Annotated in this window: 20 protein-coding genes and 1 pseudogene; 18 read left to right on the top strand and 3 right to left on the bottom strand. The window is 33.9% G+C overall.

What is annotated here, in order from left to right:
* Positions 1–63 precede the first annotated feature (63 nt).
* Positions 64–1,266, bottom strand: coding sequence for an ankyrin repeat domain-containing protein (locus tag FS802_RS13895; RefSeq protein ID WP_144525100.1), 1,203 nt, complete (start codon positions 1,264–1,266; stop codon positions 64–66).
* A gap of 355 nt (positions 1,267–1,621) precedes the next feature.
* Between FS802_RS13895 and FS802_RS13890 the strand changes: the two are divergent.
* A pseudogene (locus tag FS802_RS13890) lies at positions 1,622–2,424 on the top strand (ABC transporter ATP-binding protein).
* Between the two features lie 192 nt (positions 2,425–2,616).
* Here FS802_RS13890 and FS802_RS13885 read toward each other — a convergent pair.
* Entirely contained in the window at positions 2,617–2,940 is a 324-nt protein-coding gene (locus tag FS802_RS13885) for a winged helix-turn-helix transcriptional regulator (RefSeq protein WP_073515730.1), read from the bottom strand.
* Between the two features lie 124 nt (positions 2,941–3,064).
* On the opposite strand from FS802_RS13885, the gene FS802_RS13880 reads away from it, so the two are divergent.
* The 5 genes from FS802_RS13880 to FS802_RS13860 all read left to right on the top strand — a co-directional run bounded on the left by FS802_RS13880 (position 3,065) and on the right by FS802_RS13860 (position 7,654).
* Positions 3,065–3,598, top strand: coding sequence for an NAD(P)H-dependent oxidoreductase (locus FS802_RS13880; RefSeq protein ID WP_141546046.1), 534 nt, complete (start codon positions 3,065–3,067; stop codon positions 3,596–3,598).
* 132 nt (positions 3,599–3,730) lie between these two features.
* A complete protein-coding gene (locus FS802_RS13875) occupies positions 3,731–5,233 on the top strand; it encodes a class I adenylate-forming enzyme family protein (RefSeq protein ID WP_098654165.1) in 1,503 nt (500 codons plus the stop codon).
* A 144-nt stretch (positions 5,234–5,377) separates the two neighbouring features.
* A complete protein-coding gene (locus tag FS802_RS13870; RefSeq protein ID WP_144525098.1) occupies positions 5,378–5,941 on the top strand; it encodes a GNAT family N-acetyltransferase in 564 nt (187 codons plus the stop codon).
* Positions 5,938–6,642: an SDR family NAD(P)-dependent oxidoreductase gene (locus FS802_RS13865; protein WP_098654163.1), complete on the top strand. Its 705-nt coding sequence runs from the start codon at positions 5,938–5,940 to the stop codon at positions 6,640–6,642. The genes FS802_RS13870 and FS802_RS13865 overlap by 4 nt, the downstream gene beginning before the upstream one ends.
* A 112-nt stretch (positions 6,643–6,754) precedes the next feature.
* Positions 6,755–7,654 (top strand): PhzF family phenazine biosynthesis protein, encoded by a 900-nt coding sequence (locus FS802_RS13860; protein WP_098720692.1) that lies wholly within the window; start codon positions 6,755–6,757, stop codon positions 7,652–7,654.
* 136 nt (positions 7,655–7,790) lie between these two features.
* On the opposite strand, the gene FS802_RS13855 is transcribed toward FS802_RS13860, so the two are convergent.
* Positions 7,791–8,000 carry a hypothetical protein gene (locus FS802_RS13855; protein WP_000801656.1) on the bottom strand — a complete coding sequence of 70 codons (210 nt, stop codon included), beginning with the start codon at positions 7,998–8,000 and terminating at the stop codon, positions 7,791–7,793.
* 175 nt (positions 8,001–8,175) lie between these two features.
* Between FS802_RS13855 and FS802_RS13850 the strand changes: the two genes are divergently transcribed.
* From FS802_RS13850 to FS802_RS13795, 12 genes are all read left to right on the top strand, one after another.
* Positions 8,176–9,015, top strand: a complete 840-nt coding sequence (locus FS802_RS13850; RefSeq protein WP_098720693.1) for a phosphotransferase — start codon at positions 8,176–8,178, stop codon at positions 9,013–9,015.
* Positions 9,016–9,042: 27 nt separating this feature from the next.
* Positions 9,043–9,600 carry a DUF7010 family protein gene (locus FS802_RS13845; protein ID WP_061672760.1) on the top strand — a complete coding sequence of 186 codons (558 nt, stop codon included), beginning with the start codon at positions 9,043–9,045 and terminating at the stop codon, positions 9,598–9,600.
* 28 nt (positions 9,601–9,628) lie between these two features.
* Positions 9,629–10,453 (top strand): MBL fold metallo-hydrolase, encoded by an 825-nt coding sequence (locus tag FS802_RS13840; RefSeq protein ID WP_098654160.1) that lies wholly within the window; start codon positions 9,629–9,631, stop codon positions 10,451–10,453.
* A gap of 16 nt (positions 10,454–10,469) precedes the next feature.
* Entirely contained in the window at positions 10,470–11,036 is a 567-nt protein-coding gene (locus FS802_RS13835; RefSeq protein ID WP_000855211.1) for an SGNH/GDSL hydrolase family protein, read from the top strand.
* A gap of 356 nt (positions 11,037–11,392) precedes the next feature.
* A complete protein-coding gene (gene spxA, locus FS802_RS13830; RefSeq protein WP_000236196.1) occupies positions 11,393–11,788 on the top strand; it encodes a transcriptional regulator SpxA in 396 nt (131 codons plus the stop codon).
* Between the two features lie 30 nt (positions 11,789–11,818).
* On the top strand, positions 11,819–11,953 hold the full coding sequence (locus FS802_RS13825; RefSeq protein WP_000573513.1) for a BA3454 family stress response protein: 135 nt from the start codon (positions 11,819–11,821) through the stop codon (positions 11,951–11,953).
* Positions 11,954–12,303: 350 nt separating this feature from the next.
* A complete protein-coding gene (locus FS802_RS13820; protein WP_144525096.1) occupies positions 12,304–13,416 on the top strand; it encodes an RNA-guided endonuclease TnpB family protein in 1,113 nt (370 codons plus the stop codon).
* A gap of 226 nt (positions 13,417–13,642) precedes the next feature.
* Positions 13,643–14,056: an Rrf2-family transcriptional regulator SaiR gene (gene saiR, locus FS802_RS13815; RefSeq protein ID WP_001083470.1), complete on the top strand. Its 414-nt coding sequence runs from the start codon at positions 13,643–13,645 to the stop codon at positions 14,054–14,056.
* A 124-nt stretch (positions 14,057–14,180) separates the two neighbouring features.
* A complete protein-coding gene (locus FS802_RS13810; protein ID WP_000987459.1) occupies positions 14,181–14,516 on the top strand; it encodes an IDEAL domain-containing protein in 336 nt (111 codons plus the stop codon).
* Between the two features lie 1,035 nt (positions 14,517–15,551).
* The gene (locus FS802_RS13805) at positions 15,552–16,871 is read left to right on the top strand and encodes an aromatic amino acid transport family protein (RefSeq protein ID WP_001014153.1); all 1,320 of its coding nucleotides are present in this window, start codon (positions 15,552–15,554) and stop codon (positions 16,869–16,871) included.
* A gap of 170 nt (positions 16,872–17,041) precedes the next feature.
* The gene (locus FS802_RS13800; RefSeq protein ID WP_098653422.1) at positions 17,042–17,464 is read left to right on the top strand and encodes an STAS/SEC14 domain-containing protein; all 423 of its coding nucleotides are present in this window, start codon (positions 17,042–17,044) and stop codon (positions 17,462–17,464) included.
* A gap of 252 nt (positions 17,465–17,716) precedes the next feature.
* A complete protein-coding gene (locus tag FS802_RS13795; protein ID WP_000107928.1) occupies positions 17,717–18,193 on the top strand; it encodes a heme-degrading domain-containing protein in 477 nt (158 codons plus the stop codon).
* Positions 18,194–18,293: the final 100 nt, after the last annotated feature.

Here is an 18,293-nt window from a genome sequence, read left to right as displayed (position 1 = left end):
GTTTGATAGTGATATGGTATTAACTCTAAAATATAAAAATGTTACTTTTGTTTTCATTCTTTCTCAAAAGTTTGAACTCAAAAGTTCGACTATCTCATCGTATCCAAGGCGTTTAGCGGTTTCTATGGGGATTTCTATTAATTTTTGATTCTTTGGCATACTGTATAATGTTGCTTTCGCATGTAAGTTCGGTTGATGTTGTAGTAACACTCGAACCACTTCAATAAAGCCTCGTTCACATGCACTATGTAACGGTGTAACCTTTCCTTGTCCTTTACTATGGATATTAGCTCCATTTTCTAACAACAGCGCTACCATCTCTGGTTTATTGCGGTCGCAAGCAAGACTTAATGCACTCCTTTTGTATTCTTCTAGTAATTCCATATCAATACTGTTGTCTATTAAAACCTTTGCTGCTTCAAGATTGTTATCATCCACTGCGTAGTGAAGAGCTGAACTTTTTCTGCTTGTCACCGCATTTATATTTGTAATACGCTCTAAAATATAATGAACAATTTCTTGATTACCAGACTTACTAATTAAATGAAGAGGAGTGACCTTTCCAACCATTATTTCATTTGCATTTTCACCTCTAGAAATTAAGTATTTAATAATTTCTACGTTACCTTTTCCGCATGCTAGGGCAAAAGGTGTTTCTCCATGATATTTAATCTTCAGATTTGCTCCTGCTTCCACTAGTAATGTAACTATATCAATGTTTTCATTTAAACAAGCAATGTGAAGTGGTGTTTTTCTATCAGGTCCTTTTTTATTTAATGCAGATAATTTAATGTTTACTAACTTTTCTTTAACTGTTTCTATGTCATTCCTCATACACGCGTAGTTTAATGTTTTCTTAAAACTTTCTGCTTTAATAGCGCTTTGTAGTTGTGATTTACCAAAATCAGAGGTTGGTTCAATATGATAATGGCTGTATGCAAGCAAAAGTAGTGCAGAACTGCACTCTAAAGTAGGATTTAAATCATCATAATAATCAACTTCATATAAACCATTTGTTTTGACAGTTAAAACAAATGCAGTCCAGTTTGATTCCCCAGTATGACGTACTCTTTGAATATTGTCCATAATTTCATTAGATGGAAGCCCTTCTGAGCCATGTTCAAATACTTCCATAGATTCATAATGAAAGTAACTATACGTCGTGACAACCCCATTGTAAAATGCAAATAACATCGATTTTTCAGCTGTATTGGATATATGCTTTAACATGATTTCGACAAGTGTTTCTATATATTGATTCTTCAATGATTTCACCTCTATTAATATTTGAACGGGTGACGTTATAATTATTTGGAATTTCTAACATACTAATAATCTTGAACATCACTTTACGTAATTTTTAAAAAAATTGACTTTTACATATATTATAACATTTCATCTTAGTTTGTTGGTAAAAGGCTTTTATGTTCGCTAAGTTATCTGTTCTTTATGTGTGAATTTTTTGAAAACTAAATTGCCAGTAACAAAATTTATTTAGTTGATAATTATGAAGAGTAACAAATAACCTAGGTAGAGAAACTCATACTTTTGGATAGAGAGCATTCTATGTTTTTGATATATTAATAGTTAGAGAACAGAAGTAAGGGGTGAAGATATAGAAATGGAATTATTTGATTACTATAAGCGAAAAGAGAAGTTTAAGCTGTTAATTGGAACGGGTATTTTTATTCTCGCTTTATGCACTGTATATGACGATTGGGGATATATTAATTGGGGGCAGATTGTCTTTTTTGTTATCGCTTCTTCTATCTTTTTTGGAATTGGATTTTGGCAGTTAAGAAAAGGGAATTTGATACAAAAGAATACGGTGAAAAGTAATATGACGTTTTGGGATGTGGAGACTTTTGTCGTATTAGAATTACCTAAACGGAACAAGCAATATGGTTTATATCATCCTGATGGCGGGTATGTTGCAGGAACAAAGATAGTTTCATCTAACATTCTTTTTTCAGTAATACCTTTTTTACATAATAAAGATGTATATACATTAGAAACGAGTAGCGGGGAAATTCTAGCATATTTTCATACTGAAGTGGACGGATATGATTGGGTAATCTATGATTCGAATTATAATCAGATTGGTATGTTTAAAGAAAAAATGATACAAGGATTTACTATGATACGTGGTACTTTGCTGACTGATAAAGCTACAAAATTGTCCGATATAGAAGTAGAATTTGATTTTATTCAAAGTACTCTTCGTACAATAGATGGGCGTATATTAGCAATCGGTAAGCAAGGATATATGCCTATAGAATGGAGTGAAAGGTTCATGGGCTTAAATGTACCTACTATTACATATTAGGTTCTAATGCGTCTAATAATGAAAAAATTCTCAGTTTAGGGGTGCTCCTTTATAGCTTACATACAATTGAAATTCGAAAAAATAGGGCGAGCGTTTAATGAGGGGGAGCAGTGTTTATATGCGAAACTTTATAGGAATTTCATTTTTCTAATTATATCTTTTTAGATTGATGGATGTGGGGTCACGTCCATCAATCTAAGAAAACAAGTTAGCCTAAAGAAGATAAAAATAAACTTTATAAAAACACGAAATATGAACGTAGAGGATTAAACAAAATTTATAGTACTTTTCTAGTCATGTAATCTTTTCATTTGATGATCTTTTCCCCATTCACATAGTTCATCCATAATTTGCATTAAAGATTTCCCGTATTCGCTTATTGTGTATTCAACCTTTGGTGGTACTTCTTGATATACAGTACGATGGATAATCCCATCAGCCTCAAGTTGCCGAAGTTGTTGTGTCAGAACTTTTTGCGTAATGTTTGGGATTTCTCGCCGGATTTCATTTGTTCGCATTTTTCCATCCATCAAAACACATAAAATATGAACTTTCCATTTTCCACCGATAACATCGAGTGTCGTTGCAATTGGGCAGTCTTCATTTTGATTCATATAACACCTCCACAGGTACTTTAAGGTTCCTATAGCACTTTAAAGTACGTACTTTTTAATTATATGTGACTCACTCATACTAATACGTAAAGGATTGAATAATTTAAAAAGGGGATGGAAGATGATGAGAACACTTGTAATTGTAGCACACCCTGATATTGAAAAATCAAAAATTAATAAAAGGTGGATCGAAGAACTTGAGAAACATTCGGATGAAATAACGGTGCATGAATTATATAAAGCGGCACCGAATTGGGAGTTTAATATTGAAGAAGAGCAAAAGCTATTAGTAGAACATGACAGATATATATTTCAATTTCCGCTTTATTGGTACAGTTCACCACCATTATTAAAAAAATGGTTTGACGATGTATTAACATATGGATTTGCGTACGGATCAAAAGGAGATAAAGTGAAGGGGAAAGAGTTTGGTCTAGCTATTTCTATAGGTGGATTAGAACAAGACTATGAAAATAGCGGAATTACAATGGATGAGTTAACGAAACCATTTCAAGCTACTTGCTTATATACAGATATGAAATTTATACCTTCATTTTATTTATATGGTGCCGAATATAAATTAAGTGATGAAGAGATTGATAAAAGTGCACCGGAGTATGTGCGCTATGTGATGAATAAGGAGTATTCTAATATATAAGAGGAAATAGCCATTTACTTGTTAAGTAGATGGCTATTTTTAGTGAATTTATATTCACTAAGTGTAATCTTTAGTAAATTAATAGTTAATCTGGTAAAATAAAATCCTAACATATATAAAGGGGAGTTTTACTTGAGAACGATGCGACAATTATTACAAAAAAGAGCAATGCAATCACCAAATTTGGAAGCGCTTGTAGGGGGAGAGAAAAGGTATTCGTTTCAGCAGTACAATGAACGAGTAAATCAGCTTGCACACGCTTTGCTACATAAAGGTGTACAAAGAGGAAATCGTATTGGAATACTATGCAAAAATAATCATCCGTTTCCGAGCGTTATGATGGCAAGTTTAAAAATTGGAGCTGTATGTATTCCGCTAAATCATCAGCTTACTGCTTTTGAATTAGAAACGATTGTAAAAGAAGCAAAATTAAAAGTGTTAGTTATTGATGAAGAATTTCATGAAGTTTTATTAAAGATTGATGCTATTAAAGAAATTTCTTATGTAATTAAAACGACAGAAGAAGGCTTTGGTTCATTTGAATTAACATTACAAGAACAGCCAAGTACAGAACCGAACGTAGAAGTTCATGAAGATGATGATGCGATTTACTTATTTACTTCAGGAACGACTGGACAGGCGAAAGCATGTGTAATTGGTCATAAAAATTTACATCATTATTTTGCTGAGATTGCGGGCCAAAGAGAAATTCCTGCAGGTGAGCGCTTTTTATCCGTGCATCCGTTATTTCATATGAGTGGCGTGCTTTCTATTTTAAATTGTATTTATCATGGCGTTACGATGATTTTCTTAGCTGATTCGAATCCTACTCTTATTTGGGATAAAATTGAAGAAGAGAAAATTACGACGATGCTTGCGTTCCCAGCCGTTTATAGCTACATGCTTGATGAGCTAAATAAAAAAGAACGTAACATTTCAACTTTTAAAGTAGCGCAAAGTGGTGGTACAAAAGTGCCAGAAACCCTCATTCAAAAATATATGGAAAAAGGAATATATATGGTGCAAGGATATGGGAGTACAGAAGGTTGGGTTGTAACTTCATGGCATCCAATGATGGGAAAAGAAAAGATGTCTTCTGTAGGGAAAACTTTGAAACATGTAGAGTTAAAAATTGTTCATCCAGAAACAGGTGATGAACTAACAACAAATGAAGTTGGCGAGATTCATGTAAGAAGTCCATACATGTTTAAAGGGTATTGGAATAATGAAAAGGCGACAAAAAAGGTAGTAAAAGATAATTGGTTTAACATGGGCGATGCTGGCATGATAGATGATGACGGATTCCTGCATATTATGGGAAGATATAAAGACGTTATCATACGCGGTGGTGACAACGTATATCCAGATCAAGTAGAAGATGTTATTCATGAAATACATGGTGTTTTAGAAGTTGCAGTAGTTGGGGTTTCAGATGACTTTTGGGGAGAGATTCCGACAGCGTACATTGTAAAAGACATGCAAACGTCTTTAACGGAAGAAGAAATTATACAGCATTGTAAAGGAAAATTAGCAAGTTATAAAATACCCGAAGTTGTATTTATGGAAAAATTACCGAAAAATGCTTTAGGGAAAGTGTTGAAGAGGGAATTAAGGGAAGATGTACTTGTAAAATAAAAAGTTATTAGATGATGAGAAATCCAGTTATGCAGTGAGCATGACTGGATTTTTACTTGTAAAGAACATAATAATTTACTAGATTTTGTATTTCTCGTAAGATAATAAAGAATATTCAATCATTAATTAAAGGAAGAGATATAAATGAAGCTGCCGCTATTACAAGTAGAGACAGAGAGACTTATGATTCGTCAGTTCCAAAAAAATGATTATGAAAGTTGGTTAGATGGATTTCGAATGCGGTTACCAGCTCAGTATAAATACGATGATGGCTATCATGATATGTCGTCTTCCACAAAAGAATGGTACACGGAATGGATAAGAGGTTTTGATGAAGCAGCGCATCGAGATGAGATGTATGTATTAGGTATTTTTCGTAAAGAAGATGGGGCTAATATTGGAAAGCTAGAGCTAATAAAAATTTTACGTATGGACTATCAATGGGCGATGATGGGCTATTCCATACATAATCAATACTGGAAAAATGGATATGGCATGGAAAGTGTGAAAGCTGCGTTATCGTTATTTTTTAATAGTCTTCATTTTCATAGAATTGAATTACATATACATGTTGATAATGAGCCATCCATTCGTCTTGCGGAACGAGCAGGTTTTTCTTTTGAATGCAAGAGAGAGGCGTTTTCTTTAGAGAATGGTAAGTGGATGGATTTTCTTATTTATTTTAAAAATAAGGAGATGGAAAAATGAGAGTTCTAATTACAGGTGGAAATCGTGGATTAGGGTTACAGTTAGTAAAAGTATTTCATGAACATGGGCATATCGTTTATCCGTTAGTTAGAACTGAGGTTGCGGTTACGCAATTGAAGCAAATGTTTAGTTGTAGATGTTTTCCTATAATGGCAGACTTATCGATTGATGAGAGTACGGAGCGAATTAAGAACCAGCTTAAGGAATATACGGAGCATATTGATCTAGTTATAAATAACGCTGGAATTACTGGAAAGGAGACTGAGGTTTTACATACGAATTCAGAAGAGTTAACAGACTTATTTAATATTCATTGCTTAGGTGTAATTCGAGCTGTAAAAGGTACCTATGTGGCTTTAGCTAAATCGGATCATCCGAGAATAATAAATGTGTCCTCTCGATTAGGATCATTACATAAAATGGCGAACAAAGAATTTCCGCAAGGTCAGTTCTCATATTCCTATCGAATTGCTAAAGCTGCACAAAATATGTTAACACTCTGCTTACAACAAGAGTTTGAGAATAAAGGAATTCGTGTAACGGCAATTCATCCTGGGAAATTAAAGACTGACATTGGTGCCTTTGATGCGAATATGACTCCGGCTGAAGGAGCGCAAAATATATATGATTGGGTAATAGATTCTAATGAGGGTACTTCAGGGAAGTTTATTGAGCCAGGTGTGGGGGAATTGAAGTGGTAAAGTATGATCTTATAAGTATTCAATGACTATTTGGATTTTCATGGAGAATATGAAATGGTTTGCTACACATAATTACAATTGGAAAATTAGAAGAAGATTAGGAGAAAAGAAAATGAAAACTATAAACGTATTTCATTACGATGCATTTACGAATAAACCGAATATGGGGAATCCAGCAGGTGTTGTATTAGAGGCGGATGGATTAACAGAAGGGGAAATGCAGCGTATTGCTGAAAAAGTTGGATTTAACGAAACGTCATTCGTTCTTTCTTCAGAAGTAGCAGATATAAGAATGCGCTTTTTTACACCTCGTTTTGAAATGGATTTATGTGGACATGGGACAGTTGGGACAATATTTGCCTTGCGTGAAAGAGGTTTATTAGAGGAGAAAACAAATTTTACGATTGAAACGAAAGCAGGGATTTTACCGATACAAATAGATGTAAATGATAAGGGAGAAACCTTTATTAAAATGAGACAGGCTATACCTCATTTTAAAGATTTTGCAGGTTCAAAAGAAGAATTAGCTCATAGCATTGGTTTGGACGTAAGTGATTTAGATGTAAGTTTGCCGATTGTATATGGAAGCACGGGGAACTGGACTGTAATTGTACCAGTCAAAAATCTAAATGTATGTGAGAGAATGAATCCTAACAATGAGGTGTTTCCATCGATATTAAAAGAAATACCTAACGCTTCTATTCATCCAGTTTGTTTAGAAACTTATGATGAGCAGGCACAAATGCATGGGCGACATTTCTCATCGGCTTATGCTGGAACGATTGAAGATCCAGTGACAGGAACGGCTTCAGGTGTGATGGGAGCGTACTATACGATGTATGTGGAGAAAGATTTTGACCATGAAATGGAATTAATCGTTGAACAAGGACAGGAAATGAATAAAGATGGTCGTGTAACCGTATATGTAACGAAAGATGTAGAAAATGAGAAATTACAAATAGATATTTCTGGAACAGCGGTGTATGTGAAGGAGTTTGAAGTTTCAATATAAAGTGAAACTTTAATCAGTGGGAGGGTGTTCGTTCCCCACCTAACTTCTTTATTTCCGCTGAATTTTGAGGTGGAGGTCTTACTGCCCGGCAAATAGCGGGAGAAAAAAGAAAGCCCGGAATACATCCGGACTTTCATTATCTGTTCAACACTTCAATATACGAAGCATCTCCAGTTGTTCTTAAAGCAGAGCGGAAATTGTTGTTTTCTAACGTTTTAGCGACTTGTTGTAACTGCTGTTCATCATCATGATGGATTAGTAAGCTGTCAGCACCACTTTCTTCTATATGAATGTGTTCGACATTTCCAATAGCATCATGTACTGCTTTTAAAAATTCAGGTTTCATTTTGTCCTCCTATATGTATGTAACGTTGTTGTTATTATTTCCTTATTTTTGAAATATAAAAGTAAATGATTTTTTGTTATATTAAGATTTTGGAAGGGATTTCCTATTCGTTTGTCAAATAATAGTAAAGTTGTCTTTTGGATTGAGGGAATTTTCGGGATTAAAGGGTGAGAGAATGGACATTTCAATAATTGCTGCACAACTAGTTAAGGAGAAAGTTATTTTACATTATCCAAATAGCGTAAAAGCGTTGAACGGAGGAACGACAAGTACAGTATATTTGTTGGACGAAAAATATGTTGTAAAGCTGAATGAAGCGGAAGTAATACGTGAAGAAGCTAATTTTCTCTCATTTTATGAGGAGAATAGTTTATTTTCAAAGCTTTTATATAAGGAACCTTTACATACATATTTCGTGTATTCTTTCCTTGAAGGTAATACTTCGTGTAAACAAGGATATAAACGAAGTACGCTTCGTACACTTGTAAAAGAAGTTATCAATAAGTATAAAATGGTTCCAGAGGCAGAAGGCTGGGGATGGAAAGAAAGTCCGGTTCAATGTTGGAATGAATTTTTAACGGCAAATGTGATGGAAGCTTATGAAAATGTAAGACGTTACATAAGTGAGGAAGAGTATAGAATTGTTCTTAAACTAGCAAATAGGGACGCCGGAGTAAATCAGCCATTTTTATTACATGGCGATTTCGGATTTCATAATTTTATATTCCAAGAGAATGAGCTGTATGGAGTAATTGATCCATTACCAGTGCTAGGAGATCCTATATATGATTTAATTTATGCATTCTGTTCAACTCCGGAAGATTTAACGAAAGAAACGATTGATTATGTGATGAAACAATGTGTATTTCATAAAAAAGAACGAGATTTATACGAGGAAATAGTAATAGGATTATATTTGCGTATAGATACATGTTTAAGACACCACCCGAAAGATTTAGAAGATTACTTAGTAGCTTGGCGTTATTGGATGGGTGAAATTGAGCCGGCTTTATAGTACAAATAGTTTGGGGGAGATAGTGAAATGAACATAGCAGAAGCAAAACGAGATTTAGCACAAAGAACGAAAAAAGGATTTCCAGTTATAATAGCTGGTATTTTATTTTGGATTGTAGCGAGTGTAACGGGTATTCTTCTTTCAGAAAAACAAGTTGTGTGGGTGTATTTAATTGGTATGGGCTGTGTGTTTCCTTGTGGCTTAATGATAGCTGCTATATTGAAAATTGATATGTTTGCGAAAGGAAATCCGCTAGGGACTTTAGCTGGATTAATTGGCGGGATAAATGTATTAAATATTCCGTTTGTGTTACTTGCCTATTTTCAATTTCCAGAGTGGTTACCTTTTGTAGTAGCGATGTTAATAGGTGTTCATTTTGTGCCGTACGTATGGATTTATGAAAGTAAAAGTTATGGTTTACTGTCAGTAGGGACTGTATTCGTAACGTCAGTTTGCGGGATTCTTTTTGCCGACAATGGATTTACTGTAATTCCATTGTCAGTTACAGCTGTCTATTTACTGACTCTAATAGGTTTAGTAATTGAAAATAAAAAAGTAGATCATTATCAACAAAAATCAGCTTAATAAAAATATAGGGATAGGGGGAATTAGTTTGAAAAATTTCGTTTGTACAACGTGCGGCGTACAGTATGCAGCGAGTGTGGAAGAACCGGTAAGTTGTGTTATTTGTGATGAGGAGAGACAATATGTGAATCCGAAAGGGCAGTCTTGGACGACTTTAGAAAACTTGCGAACGAGTGATACATATAAAAATGAAATAATAGAAGAAGAGCATGGACTTTATAGCATTACGACAAAACCGAAATTTGCAATCGGTCAAACCGCATTTGTTATAAAAACGGATTCCTATCGTTTATTATGGGATTGTATTACTTATTTAGATGAAACGACAATTGAGAAGATAAAAGAGTGGGGCGGGTTAGATGCGATTGCATTGTCTCATCCACATTATTATTCAACGCAAGTAGAATGGGCAGAAATGTTTGATGTACCAATTTATATACATGAAGACGATAAAGAGTGGGTAGTGCGCCCGAGTAGTCGCATTATTTACTGGTCTGGCGAGTCTATACAATTAGCGGACGGAATTACTATTCATCGTCTCGGAGGACATTTTAGCGGCGGTTCTGTATTACATTGGGAAGAAGGAAATGATGGGAAAGGTATTTTATTAACAGGTGATATTATTCAAGTCGTAGCGGATCAACAGTGGGTGAGTTTCATGTACAGCTATCCAAACTTAATTCCCTTACCGGCGAGAAAAGTGGAAGAAATGGCGAATCGAGTGAAGCCATTACAATTTAATCGTTTATATAATGCTTTTCACGGAGTAGTGAAAGAGAATGCAAATGAGGCAGTGGAACGTTCTGCTGAAAGATATATTAAGGCGGTAGAAGGAAAGTTATTTCGTACGTAAAAGGAGAATTAGCTCTATGAAAACGTTAGTATGCTTCGGTGATAGTATTACAGCTGATGAAACGTTTTTTGATGGAACGCCAAGGTTAACACCGCGTCTGCAAGAGATGTTTCTAAATTGGAAGGTGGTAAATGCGGGGGTTCCGGGCGATAATACGTTCGACGCGTTACATAGGGTTGAAGATGATGTACTATCACATAAACCAGACTTTGTAACAGTTTTTCTTGGTACGAATGATTCGGTATTATTTGATCCAGTACCATTACAAGTATACAAAGACAATTTAGAGAAGATTGTAAGTAAGATTTCACCAGAAAAAGTATTACTTATTAGTCCTGCACCAGTTGATGAAAAACGCCAGCATAATAGAACCAATAAAGTACTTGGTCAGTATGCAGACGTAGTAGAGGAAGTGGCGAAGGAAACAGGAAGTTATTTTCTGAATTTATATGCTGAGATGATTCAAGAACAGAGTTATAAAAGATTTGTAGAAGATGATGAAAAAGACGGTTTACATTTTGGCCGACAAGGTTATGAATATTTAGCGGAGTTAATTGGTAAAAAGTTAAAAGGGATTTTGTAAGAAGCAAAGTGTGCGCGCTTTGCTTTTTTGTTCGCGTATTTCCTCCTACAATGTTGCTGTGTTCAATGCAGTAGCTTTTATTATGCTAAACATGTAGGAAAGAAATAAATAAAGTGGAATATAATTTGTTTCGCTAATGGAATGCATCCAAGACTTAACAGTTGATTAATTGAACTGTAAAGTTTAAAATTACAGTATAGTTTTTAGAAGTGAGTTGCCATCGTTTGTAAAAAACAGATAAATTAAATATATTTTGAATAAATAATATAACGTGTATTTCATTCTAAACTGTAATTTTTTTTAATACATTTCAATAATCTATATAATAATTTAAAAAGTAAAGGAGTGTGTAAAATATGGTGATTTTATATACGACAGCAAGCTGTAGTTCATGCCGAAAAGCAAAAGCATGGCTTGAAGAACATCAAATTGATTATACCGAAAAAAATATCGTATCAAATTCTCTTACAGTCGATGAGCTTAAATCCATTCTCCGTTTAACTGAAGATGGTGCTACTGAAATTATTTCAACTAGATCTAAAACTTTTCAGGAATTAAATATAAATATTGAGGCGCTTTCGCTTAATGAGTTTTATAAATTAATAATTGAGTATCCTCAAATGTTACGTCGTCCAATTATGCTGGATGAAAAAAGATTACAGGTTGGTTTTAACGAGGAAGAAATCCGCAAATTTTTACCGCGTAGCGTTCGAACATTTTTGAATATTGAATTGCAAAAAATGGCTAATTAATAAGTAATATTTTGAAAGGAGGAAGCAAAAGTGATTGAAGTATGTGTTACAGTTAATTATAAAGATAGAAACTATCACACAAATGTTATTGTGAGTAAAGATACGATTTGGACAAAAATTAAACAATTGGCAGAAGAACAAGTTAAGAAACAGTGGACTGTTTAAATTTATTTGCAACTTAAAAAGTTAAATGAAGTTAGGAGATATAGGGGAGTTCTGATAGAATATAAAGGGATTAATTTTTTCATGCTAAGCATTCTTCTTGAATATTTTAACATATTATCCAAAAGAAGTCTCCTTCCTCAGGCGTGTGAAACACGATAGTCTAGCGGCATTTCGGAGATGAATTTCGGTTTGGCGTAGCCAAACATTTGGTTTTCCTATTTATTTCGCCTCTGATATAATCAGTCTTATAAGAGGGGAATTTTGGTATAACAATGAAAGTAGATAATAATCTTGTAGTGTTCAGGTTGTGTGATCACCGTCATAGCTTATGGAAAATGAGGTGAATGGATATGCCAAAGCAGAATAAGGCGTATAAATTCCGTCTGTATCCAACAGAAGAACAAGCACATCTCATACGAAAAACATTCGGGTGTGTACGTTTTGTGTATAACAAAATGTTAGCTGAACGAATAGAAGTATATGAAAAATATAAAGAGGACAAGGAAGAACTAAAGAAAGAAAAATTCCCTACTCCTGCAAAATATAAGACAGAATATGAATGGTTGAAAGAAGTTGATTCATTGGCATTGGCCAACGCGCAATTAAACTTGCAAACTGCGTATAAGAATTTTTTTAGTGGTCAAAGTGATTTTCCTACATTCAAAAGTAAAAAGAGTAGAAAATCCTATACAACGAATCGAGTAAACGGAAATATTATGTTATTTCATGGTTATATCAAATTACCAAAGTTGAAAATGGTGAAACTGAAGCAACATAGAGAAATCCTGCCAAAACATATCATCAAATCTTGTACGATTTCGATGACACCTACTGGTAAATACTATGTGTCCATCTTGACTGAATATGAAAAAGAGATTGTACAAAAAGAAGTACAAACTGTAGTTGGATTAGACTTCGCAATGGCTGAATTGTACGTGAGTAGTGAAGATGAGAAAGCCAATTATCCTCGCTTTTATCGTCAGATGTTAGAGAAATTAGCGAAGGCACAACGAGTATTAGCAAGACGTGTGAGAGGTTCAGAGCGCTGGAATAAACAACGCATTCGTGTAGCGAAATTGCATGAAAAGGTCGCCAATCAACGTAAAAATTTTCTTCATCATAAGTCTAAAGAATTAGCTACGAGTTTTGACGTTGTAGCAATCGAAGACTTACATATGAAAGGAATGTCACGAGCATTTAGATTTGGTAAGAGTGTAGCGGACAACGGTTGGAGGATGTTCACGACATTTTTAGCATATAAGCTACAAGAACAAGGAAAACAGCTTGTAAAAATAGATAAATGGTTTCCTTCTACAAAGATGTGTAGTAATTGTGGAAATAAAAAAGAAATGCCATTATGTGAACGCATATATGCTTGTTTGTGTGGACTCACAATTGGCCGTGATTATAATGCAGCGATCAATATCAAAAAGGAAGCCATCCGCTTATTAGTGTTGGCATAAATAGTAACAAAATAACCTTTGGAACAAGGGAGTTAGCTCGGCTGTCCTAGGACAAATTCATTAGCTATCAAAAGTAGCGATGAACCGAGAAGCCCCTACTTCAAGTAAGCTCGTAAGAGGTACTAAGTGGTGGGTAGTTCACCGTTTGACTAACCTATCTGTAATATTTATGGCTACAGTATGTTACTAAGCGAGAAATCATATTTTTTATCGTAGGAGGACAACAATGAACAGCGACTTTACTTTGGCCATTCACAGTTTAACTTATTTAGCTTTACAGCCAGATCGGATGTCAACAAGTAATGCTATTTCAGAAAGTGCAGGTGTTCATCCCGTACGCATTCGCAAAGTGCTAAGTTTGTTAAAAAAACATAAGTTTATACAATCAAAAGAGGGAACTGGTGGAGGTTTTATTTTTGCCCGTGATTTAAGTGAAATTAATCTTTGGAATATTTATCAAATAACCTCTGAAGGTGCATTGCAGCCGAAGTGTCCAGAATCAAATGATCAGTGTATTGTAGGTTCGAACATGCGGAAAGTTCTTTTTGCTATTTTCTTAGGTGCGGAAGAACATCTAGGTGAATATTTAAAGAATTATACAATGAAAGAAGTTGTTGACCTTATTAATCAAGAACGTTAAGCGGCTTAATTATTATGTAGCCGTGAGTTCTTAAAAAATAACTGTAATTAAAAATAATACAGTTTAAGTTAGTTTTTATATCTTTTTTATCGTTACAAAAATATTGATAAGAAGGTGAAAAAGTATGATGTCAAATAATAATCATGTTTTAAAAGTGGGAGATTGGGTTCGTGGAATATCAAATGAGGGTGAATTCATAGTTGGTTACATTGTATCACTTGATGAAGTGGAAGATGTAGTTACAGTTAGTATTGTGAAACGTGACGACAAGTACACAATGAACGAAGCGATTTTACTCTTTAGTAAACACGTTAACAAACTCCCTGAATCAAAGGTAATAAATAAGGAGCAAATCCTGTATCTTATAGACCTTGCATTATTAACAGGGGATGAAGAATGGTTTATTGAGCTTTCTGCAAAATTAAACTTGATAAAAGAGCTAGTTAATGAGGGATTTTAAAGGTTAAATTATTCGCTTTTCATAGGTTGAATCGTGTAATAATCAATAATATCATCTCTTTTGTTGCATTTTAATAAAAGTGGTGATTGAATGATGTAAATGAGCTGTCCATATGGGCAGCTTATTTTATTTTTTCGTGTAGCAAAATGTGAGCGGTTCTCTCGTTAGCATCAAGTTTAAAAATGTATATGAATGCACTGTTTATAATATATATCCTAAAATTTGGTTTATGCATTTAAAAAGATATTTTTTTCACCACATTAATTATTTATTAGGATATCTTTTTTAGTTTGAAATAAAATTTTTAGATAAAGAAAAATATAAAAAATTTTAAAATGAGTAGCTTAAATAAACAATATTTTACTGTATTTTATGCTGATTAATTCCATTTTAAGCGATAGGAACAAGGGTTGCGCGCTAACTGTAAAATATTATCCATGTAAAATTATATCCAATTAATATTTCTGAAAATATAAAAATATTAATTTTATAAATATACACGTTATAATGAGTGCGTCGAGAGAAATTTTATTATCTCTGGAGAAAATATAAAAAATGCGATTATTAGTAAGAAAGGTGTGTGGTTAGAGGCGAAATGTATGTAAAGTGCTTCAGTGGCTTGTGTAATCAATACCATAAATGCTGCCGAAGCTATTAAAGTGATGTATAGAATTGAGAAAGAAATGCCTCATAAATGAAGAGAGGCCGGTTTAACTGAAATTACTGTTACAAGTAATTTAGAGAAACCATAAAAGTAATACACTGTTATTAGAAATGTTGCAACGTATTTATGAAGTCTATTCAATATTGTTCTCTTAAGCGGTCTTTATATAAAGAGCGGATATTACGAGTAAACTTTTTTGTGAACGCTAACATTTATGTTAGGACGCTAACTAGCGAATGTTTCAATTTGGATTCATTATGATGAAGGACTTGCAATGTGGGGCAACTTGTAAGGAATTCATTTTCCAAAAAAAGGAATATTTGTTAGCTATAAAGAGAGACGCAAGAATAGATACAAGGGGGAGTTATTATATGAACGGGAATACTGCAAAGAAAATAGAAGTTCAAGCTGAAAATATCGCACTAAAAAATGAGCAATATGCAGATCCGAAAAAGTGGCATAAGCAGGATACTACATGGGCATTGAGCCTATTTGGAACTGCAATTGGAGCAGGGGTGCTCTTTTTACCGATTAATGCAGGTTCAGGTGGTTTATTATCATTACTACTAATTACATTGCTTGCATATCCAGTTATGTATTACTCACATAGGGCACTTGCTAAAATGATATACGCTTCTAATTCTGCTGATGAGGGGATCACAGGTACAATTAGAGAGTATTTCGGAAATAAAGCAAGTATCATTTTTAACATCGTATATTTCGGTTCAATTTATACAATCGTACTAATGTATTCGGTTGCGCTTACAAATACTGCAAGTAGTTTTATCGTGCATCAATTGCACATGCCAGAGCCTCCAAGGGCTATTTTATCACTTGTATTAGTTCTTGGTCTTATTGCTATACTGAATTTTGGTCAAGATATTACTGTAAAGATCATGAGTATGCTAGTGTATCCTTTCATAGCTTCTCTACTGTTTATCGCAATATCTTTAATTCCACAGTGGAATACGTCAATGCTTAGCTTTTCAGCTGTTTCTACTGCTTCAACAGGAACAGGATATTTTGGAACGATACTGTTGATTCTACCAATCATCGTATTCTCATTTAATCATTCACCTATGATTTCATCATTTGTTGTGAAACAGAGAGCTACGTATGGAATAGAAGCTACTGATGCTAAATGTGCGCAAATACAAAAAGTTTGTTATATCATGACATTCGCTGTAGTTATGTTCTTCGTTTGGAGTAGTACATTAAGCTTGACTCCAGAGGATTTAAAAATGGCAAAAGAGCAAAACTTATCAATTCTTTCATATCTTGCTAATGAGCTTAATTCACCTGTAATCACGATTGCAGCTCCAATCATTGCTTTTGTGGCTATTACAAAATCTTTCCTTGGCCATTATATCGGAGCATTTGAAGTAATGCGTGACATGATTATTAAGTTCGGTAAATCACGTGGAAAAGTTATTGAAGAAAAAACAATTAAGACAATCGTCCTTACTTTTGTTGTATTATCATGCTGGTTTGTTGCTTATACAAATCCAAGTATTCTTGGGCTTATTGATTCTCTAAGCGGTCCATTAGTTGCTGCTATCTTATGTCTATTACCGATGTATGCAATCAATAAAGTACCAGTACTAGCTAAATACAAAGGGAAAATGAGTAACGTATTTGTTATTATTGTAGGTGTACTTACTGTTTTAGCAAGTATTAAGTCATTATTCTAATTTACGATTGTTAGTTCTAATGTAAAATAAAATAGAACGATTTTGGGACAGACTTCTCCGTTTGGAGAGTCTGTCCTTTTTTAAATTAGCGACACAAGATCATCTTTCACATAGGCTCTTTTCGTAAATAAGATTGCTTCAATGCGTAACAATTTTATCTTATTGATTTTATGGGATATTTCCGCATAATTGTAACTAAGGGAGATGATTCCAATTTGAGTAAGCTGAATATAAGCACAACGGTTTCCGGAGATATAATTGTTACTCGTCTTATAGGCAAGATTAAAACAGATGATGTTTATGAATGGTTTAATGGCTTCGAACAAGTTTGTCAGCAATTCATTTCCGAGGGGCGGAAATACAAATTGCTGGTAGATAGAAAAGGGTACACGCCAGATCATTTTTCTGTTCAAAAAGTATGGAAAGATAAGTTTTTCAATGAAACGATTTTGAATCACAGTAAGGCAATTGCTGTTCTCCTTGAAGAAGGGGAGATACTGAATTATTTACAACAATCCAATACAAAAGAATCTATAAAATTTTTCGATGATTATGAACAAGCATTAGTTTGGTTGAATGAATATCCTATATGAAAATTTTAGCGAACCGGTTGCTCAATCAACTGGTTTTTTTATGCTTGTAAGAAGTATCCGGAAGAAAACTTCTATACGAAATGTTTAGTACGAAAGGACATACATTTTTAAGGCGTTAAATATAATTCATAATAGCACCAAGAAGAAAAGAATACGCTTTACGTTATTAGGTTATATGGAAAGTCAGTACGGTAGGGTCGCATAATTTTAAAAATAGCAATGTGGCATAAAGTGAGTAAGGGGGATAAACATATGAGTACTTCAAATTTGAATGAAATTAGTAAACAAATTTTAATAGAGGAGGAAACACTTCAATTTTCGTCTTTTACAAATGAAGATGCTTTGCAAATAGGTTTATTTATCGTTGAAACAGCGAGGAAGGAAGGGAAATTGATTGCTGTTGATATAGCGAAAAATGGTGTGCAACTATTTCATTTCAAGATGACAGGGACAACTGCGGAAAATACACAATGGATTGAGCGTAAAAAACGAGTTGTTTCTTTGCATAATCATAGCTCGTATTATATGCAGATACAAAGTGAAATAACGGGCATTCCATATAATGAAAAATATCTTTTAGATAGGTCGGATTATGCTGCGTTTGGTGGTTGCGTTCCTGTGCAAATAAAAGATGTAGGAGTTATTGGAATGATAACAGTTTCAGGGTTACCACCAGAAGAAGATCATGAATTAGTTATAAGGGCAGTTAAAAATCATTTGAAACAATAATAAAAAGGCAAAACCGAACATATTCTTGTTCGGTTTTGCCTTTTTATTATTCAGTTCATGAACATATTTCTAATAAGATGTTACGGAATAAAAATCTTTA

It is taken from the genome of Bacillus sp. DE0042 (assembly GCF_007680225.1).
Taxonomy (GTDB): Bacteria; Bacillota; Bacilli; order Bacillales; family Bacillaceae_G; genus Bacillus_A; species Bacillus_A wiedmannii.
Note: the sequence above shows the minus strand (reverse complement) of the source record. Positions and strands in the feature narration are given on the sequence as shown.

Excerpts from the sequence above, each read along its gene's own strand:
- FS802_RS13885 (WP_073515730.1), bottom strand. The coding sequence starts at position 2,940 with ATGAATCAAAATGAAGACTGCCCAATTGCAACGACACTCGATGTTATC.
- FS802_RS13880 (WP_141546046.1), top strand. The coding sequence starts at position 3,065 with ATGAGAACACTTGTAATTGTAGCACACCCTGATATTGAAAAATCAAAA.
- FS802_RS13870 (WP_144525098.1), top strand. The coding sequence starts at position 5,378 with ATGAAGCTGCCGCTATTACAAGTAGAGACAGAGAGACTTATGATTCGT.
- FS802_RS13865 (WP_098654163.1), top strand. The coding sequence starts at position 5,938 with ATGAGAGTTCTAATTACAGGTGGAAATCGTGGATTAGGGTTACAGTTA.
- FS802_RS13860 (WP_098720692.1), top strand. The coding sequence starts at position 6,755 with ATGAAAACTATAAACGTATTTCATTACGATGCATTTACGAATAAACCG.
- FS802_RS13855 (WP_000801656.1), bottom strand. The coding sequence starts at position 8,000 with ATGAAACCTGAATTTTTAAAAGCAGTACATGATGCTATTGGAAATGTC.
- FS802_RS13850 (WP_098720693.1), top strand. The coding sequence starts at position 8,176 with ATGGACATTTCAATAATTGCTGCACAACTAGTTAAGGAGAAAGTTATT.
- FS802_RS13845 (WP_061672760.1), top strand. The coding sequence starts at position 9,043 with ATGAACATAGCAGAAGCAAAACGAGATTTAGCACAAAGAACGAAAAAA.
- FS802_RS13835 (WP_000855211.1), top strand. The coding sequence starts at position 10,470 with ATGAAAACGTTAGTATGCTTCGGTGATAGTATTACAGCTGATGAAACG.
- spxA (WP_000236196.1), top strand. The coding sequence starts at position 11,393 with ATGGTGATTTTATATACGACAGCAAGCTGTAGTTCATGCCGAAAAGCA.
- FS802_RS13820 (WP_144525096.1), top strand. The coding sequence starts at position 12,304 with ATGCCAAAGCAGAATAAGGCGTATAAATTCCGTCTGTATCCAACAGAA.
- saiR (WP_001083470.1), top strand. The coding sequence starts at position 13,643 with ATGAACAGCGACTTTACTTTGGCCATTCACAGTTTAACTTATTTAGCT.
- FS802_RS13810 (WP_000987459.1), top strand. The coding sequence starts at position 14,181 with ATGATGTCAAATAATAATCATGTTTTAAAAGTGGGAGATTGGGTTCGT.
- FS802_RS13805 (WP_001014153.1), top strand. The coding sequence starts at position 15,552 with ATGAACGGGAATACTGCAAAGAAAATAGAAGTTCAAGCTGAAAATATC.
- FS802_RS13800 (WP_098653422.1), top strand. The coding sequence starts at position 17,042 with ATGGGATATTTCCGCATAATTGTAACTAAGGGAGATGATTCCAATTTG.
- FS802_RS13795 (WP_000107928.1), top strand. The coding sequence starts at position 17,717 with ATGAGTACTTCAAATTTGAATGAAATTAGTAAACAAATTTTAATAGAG.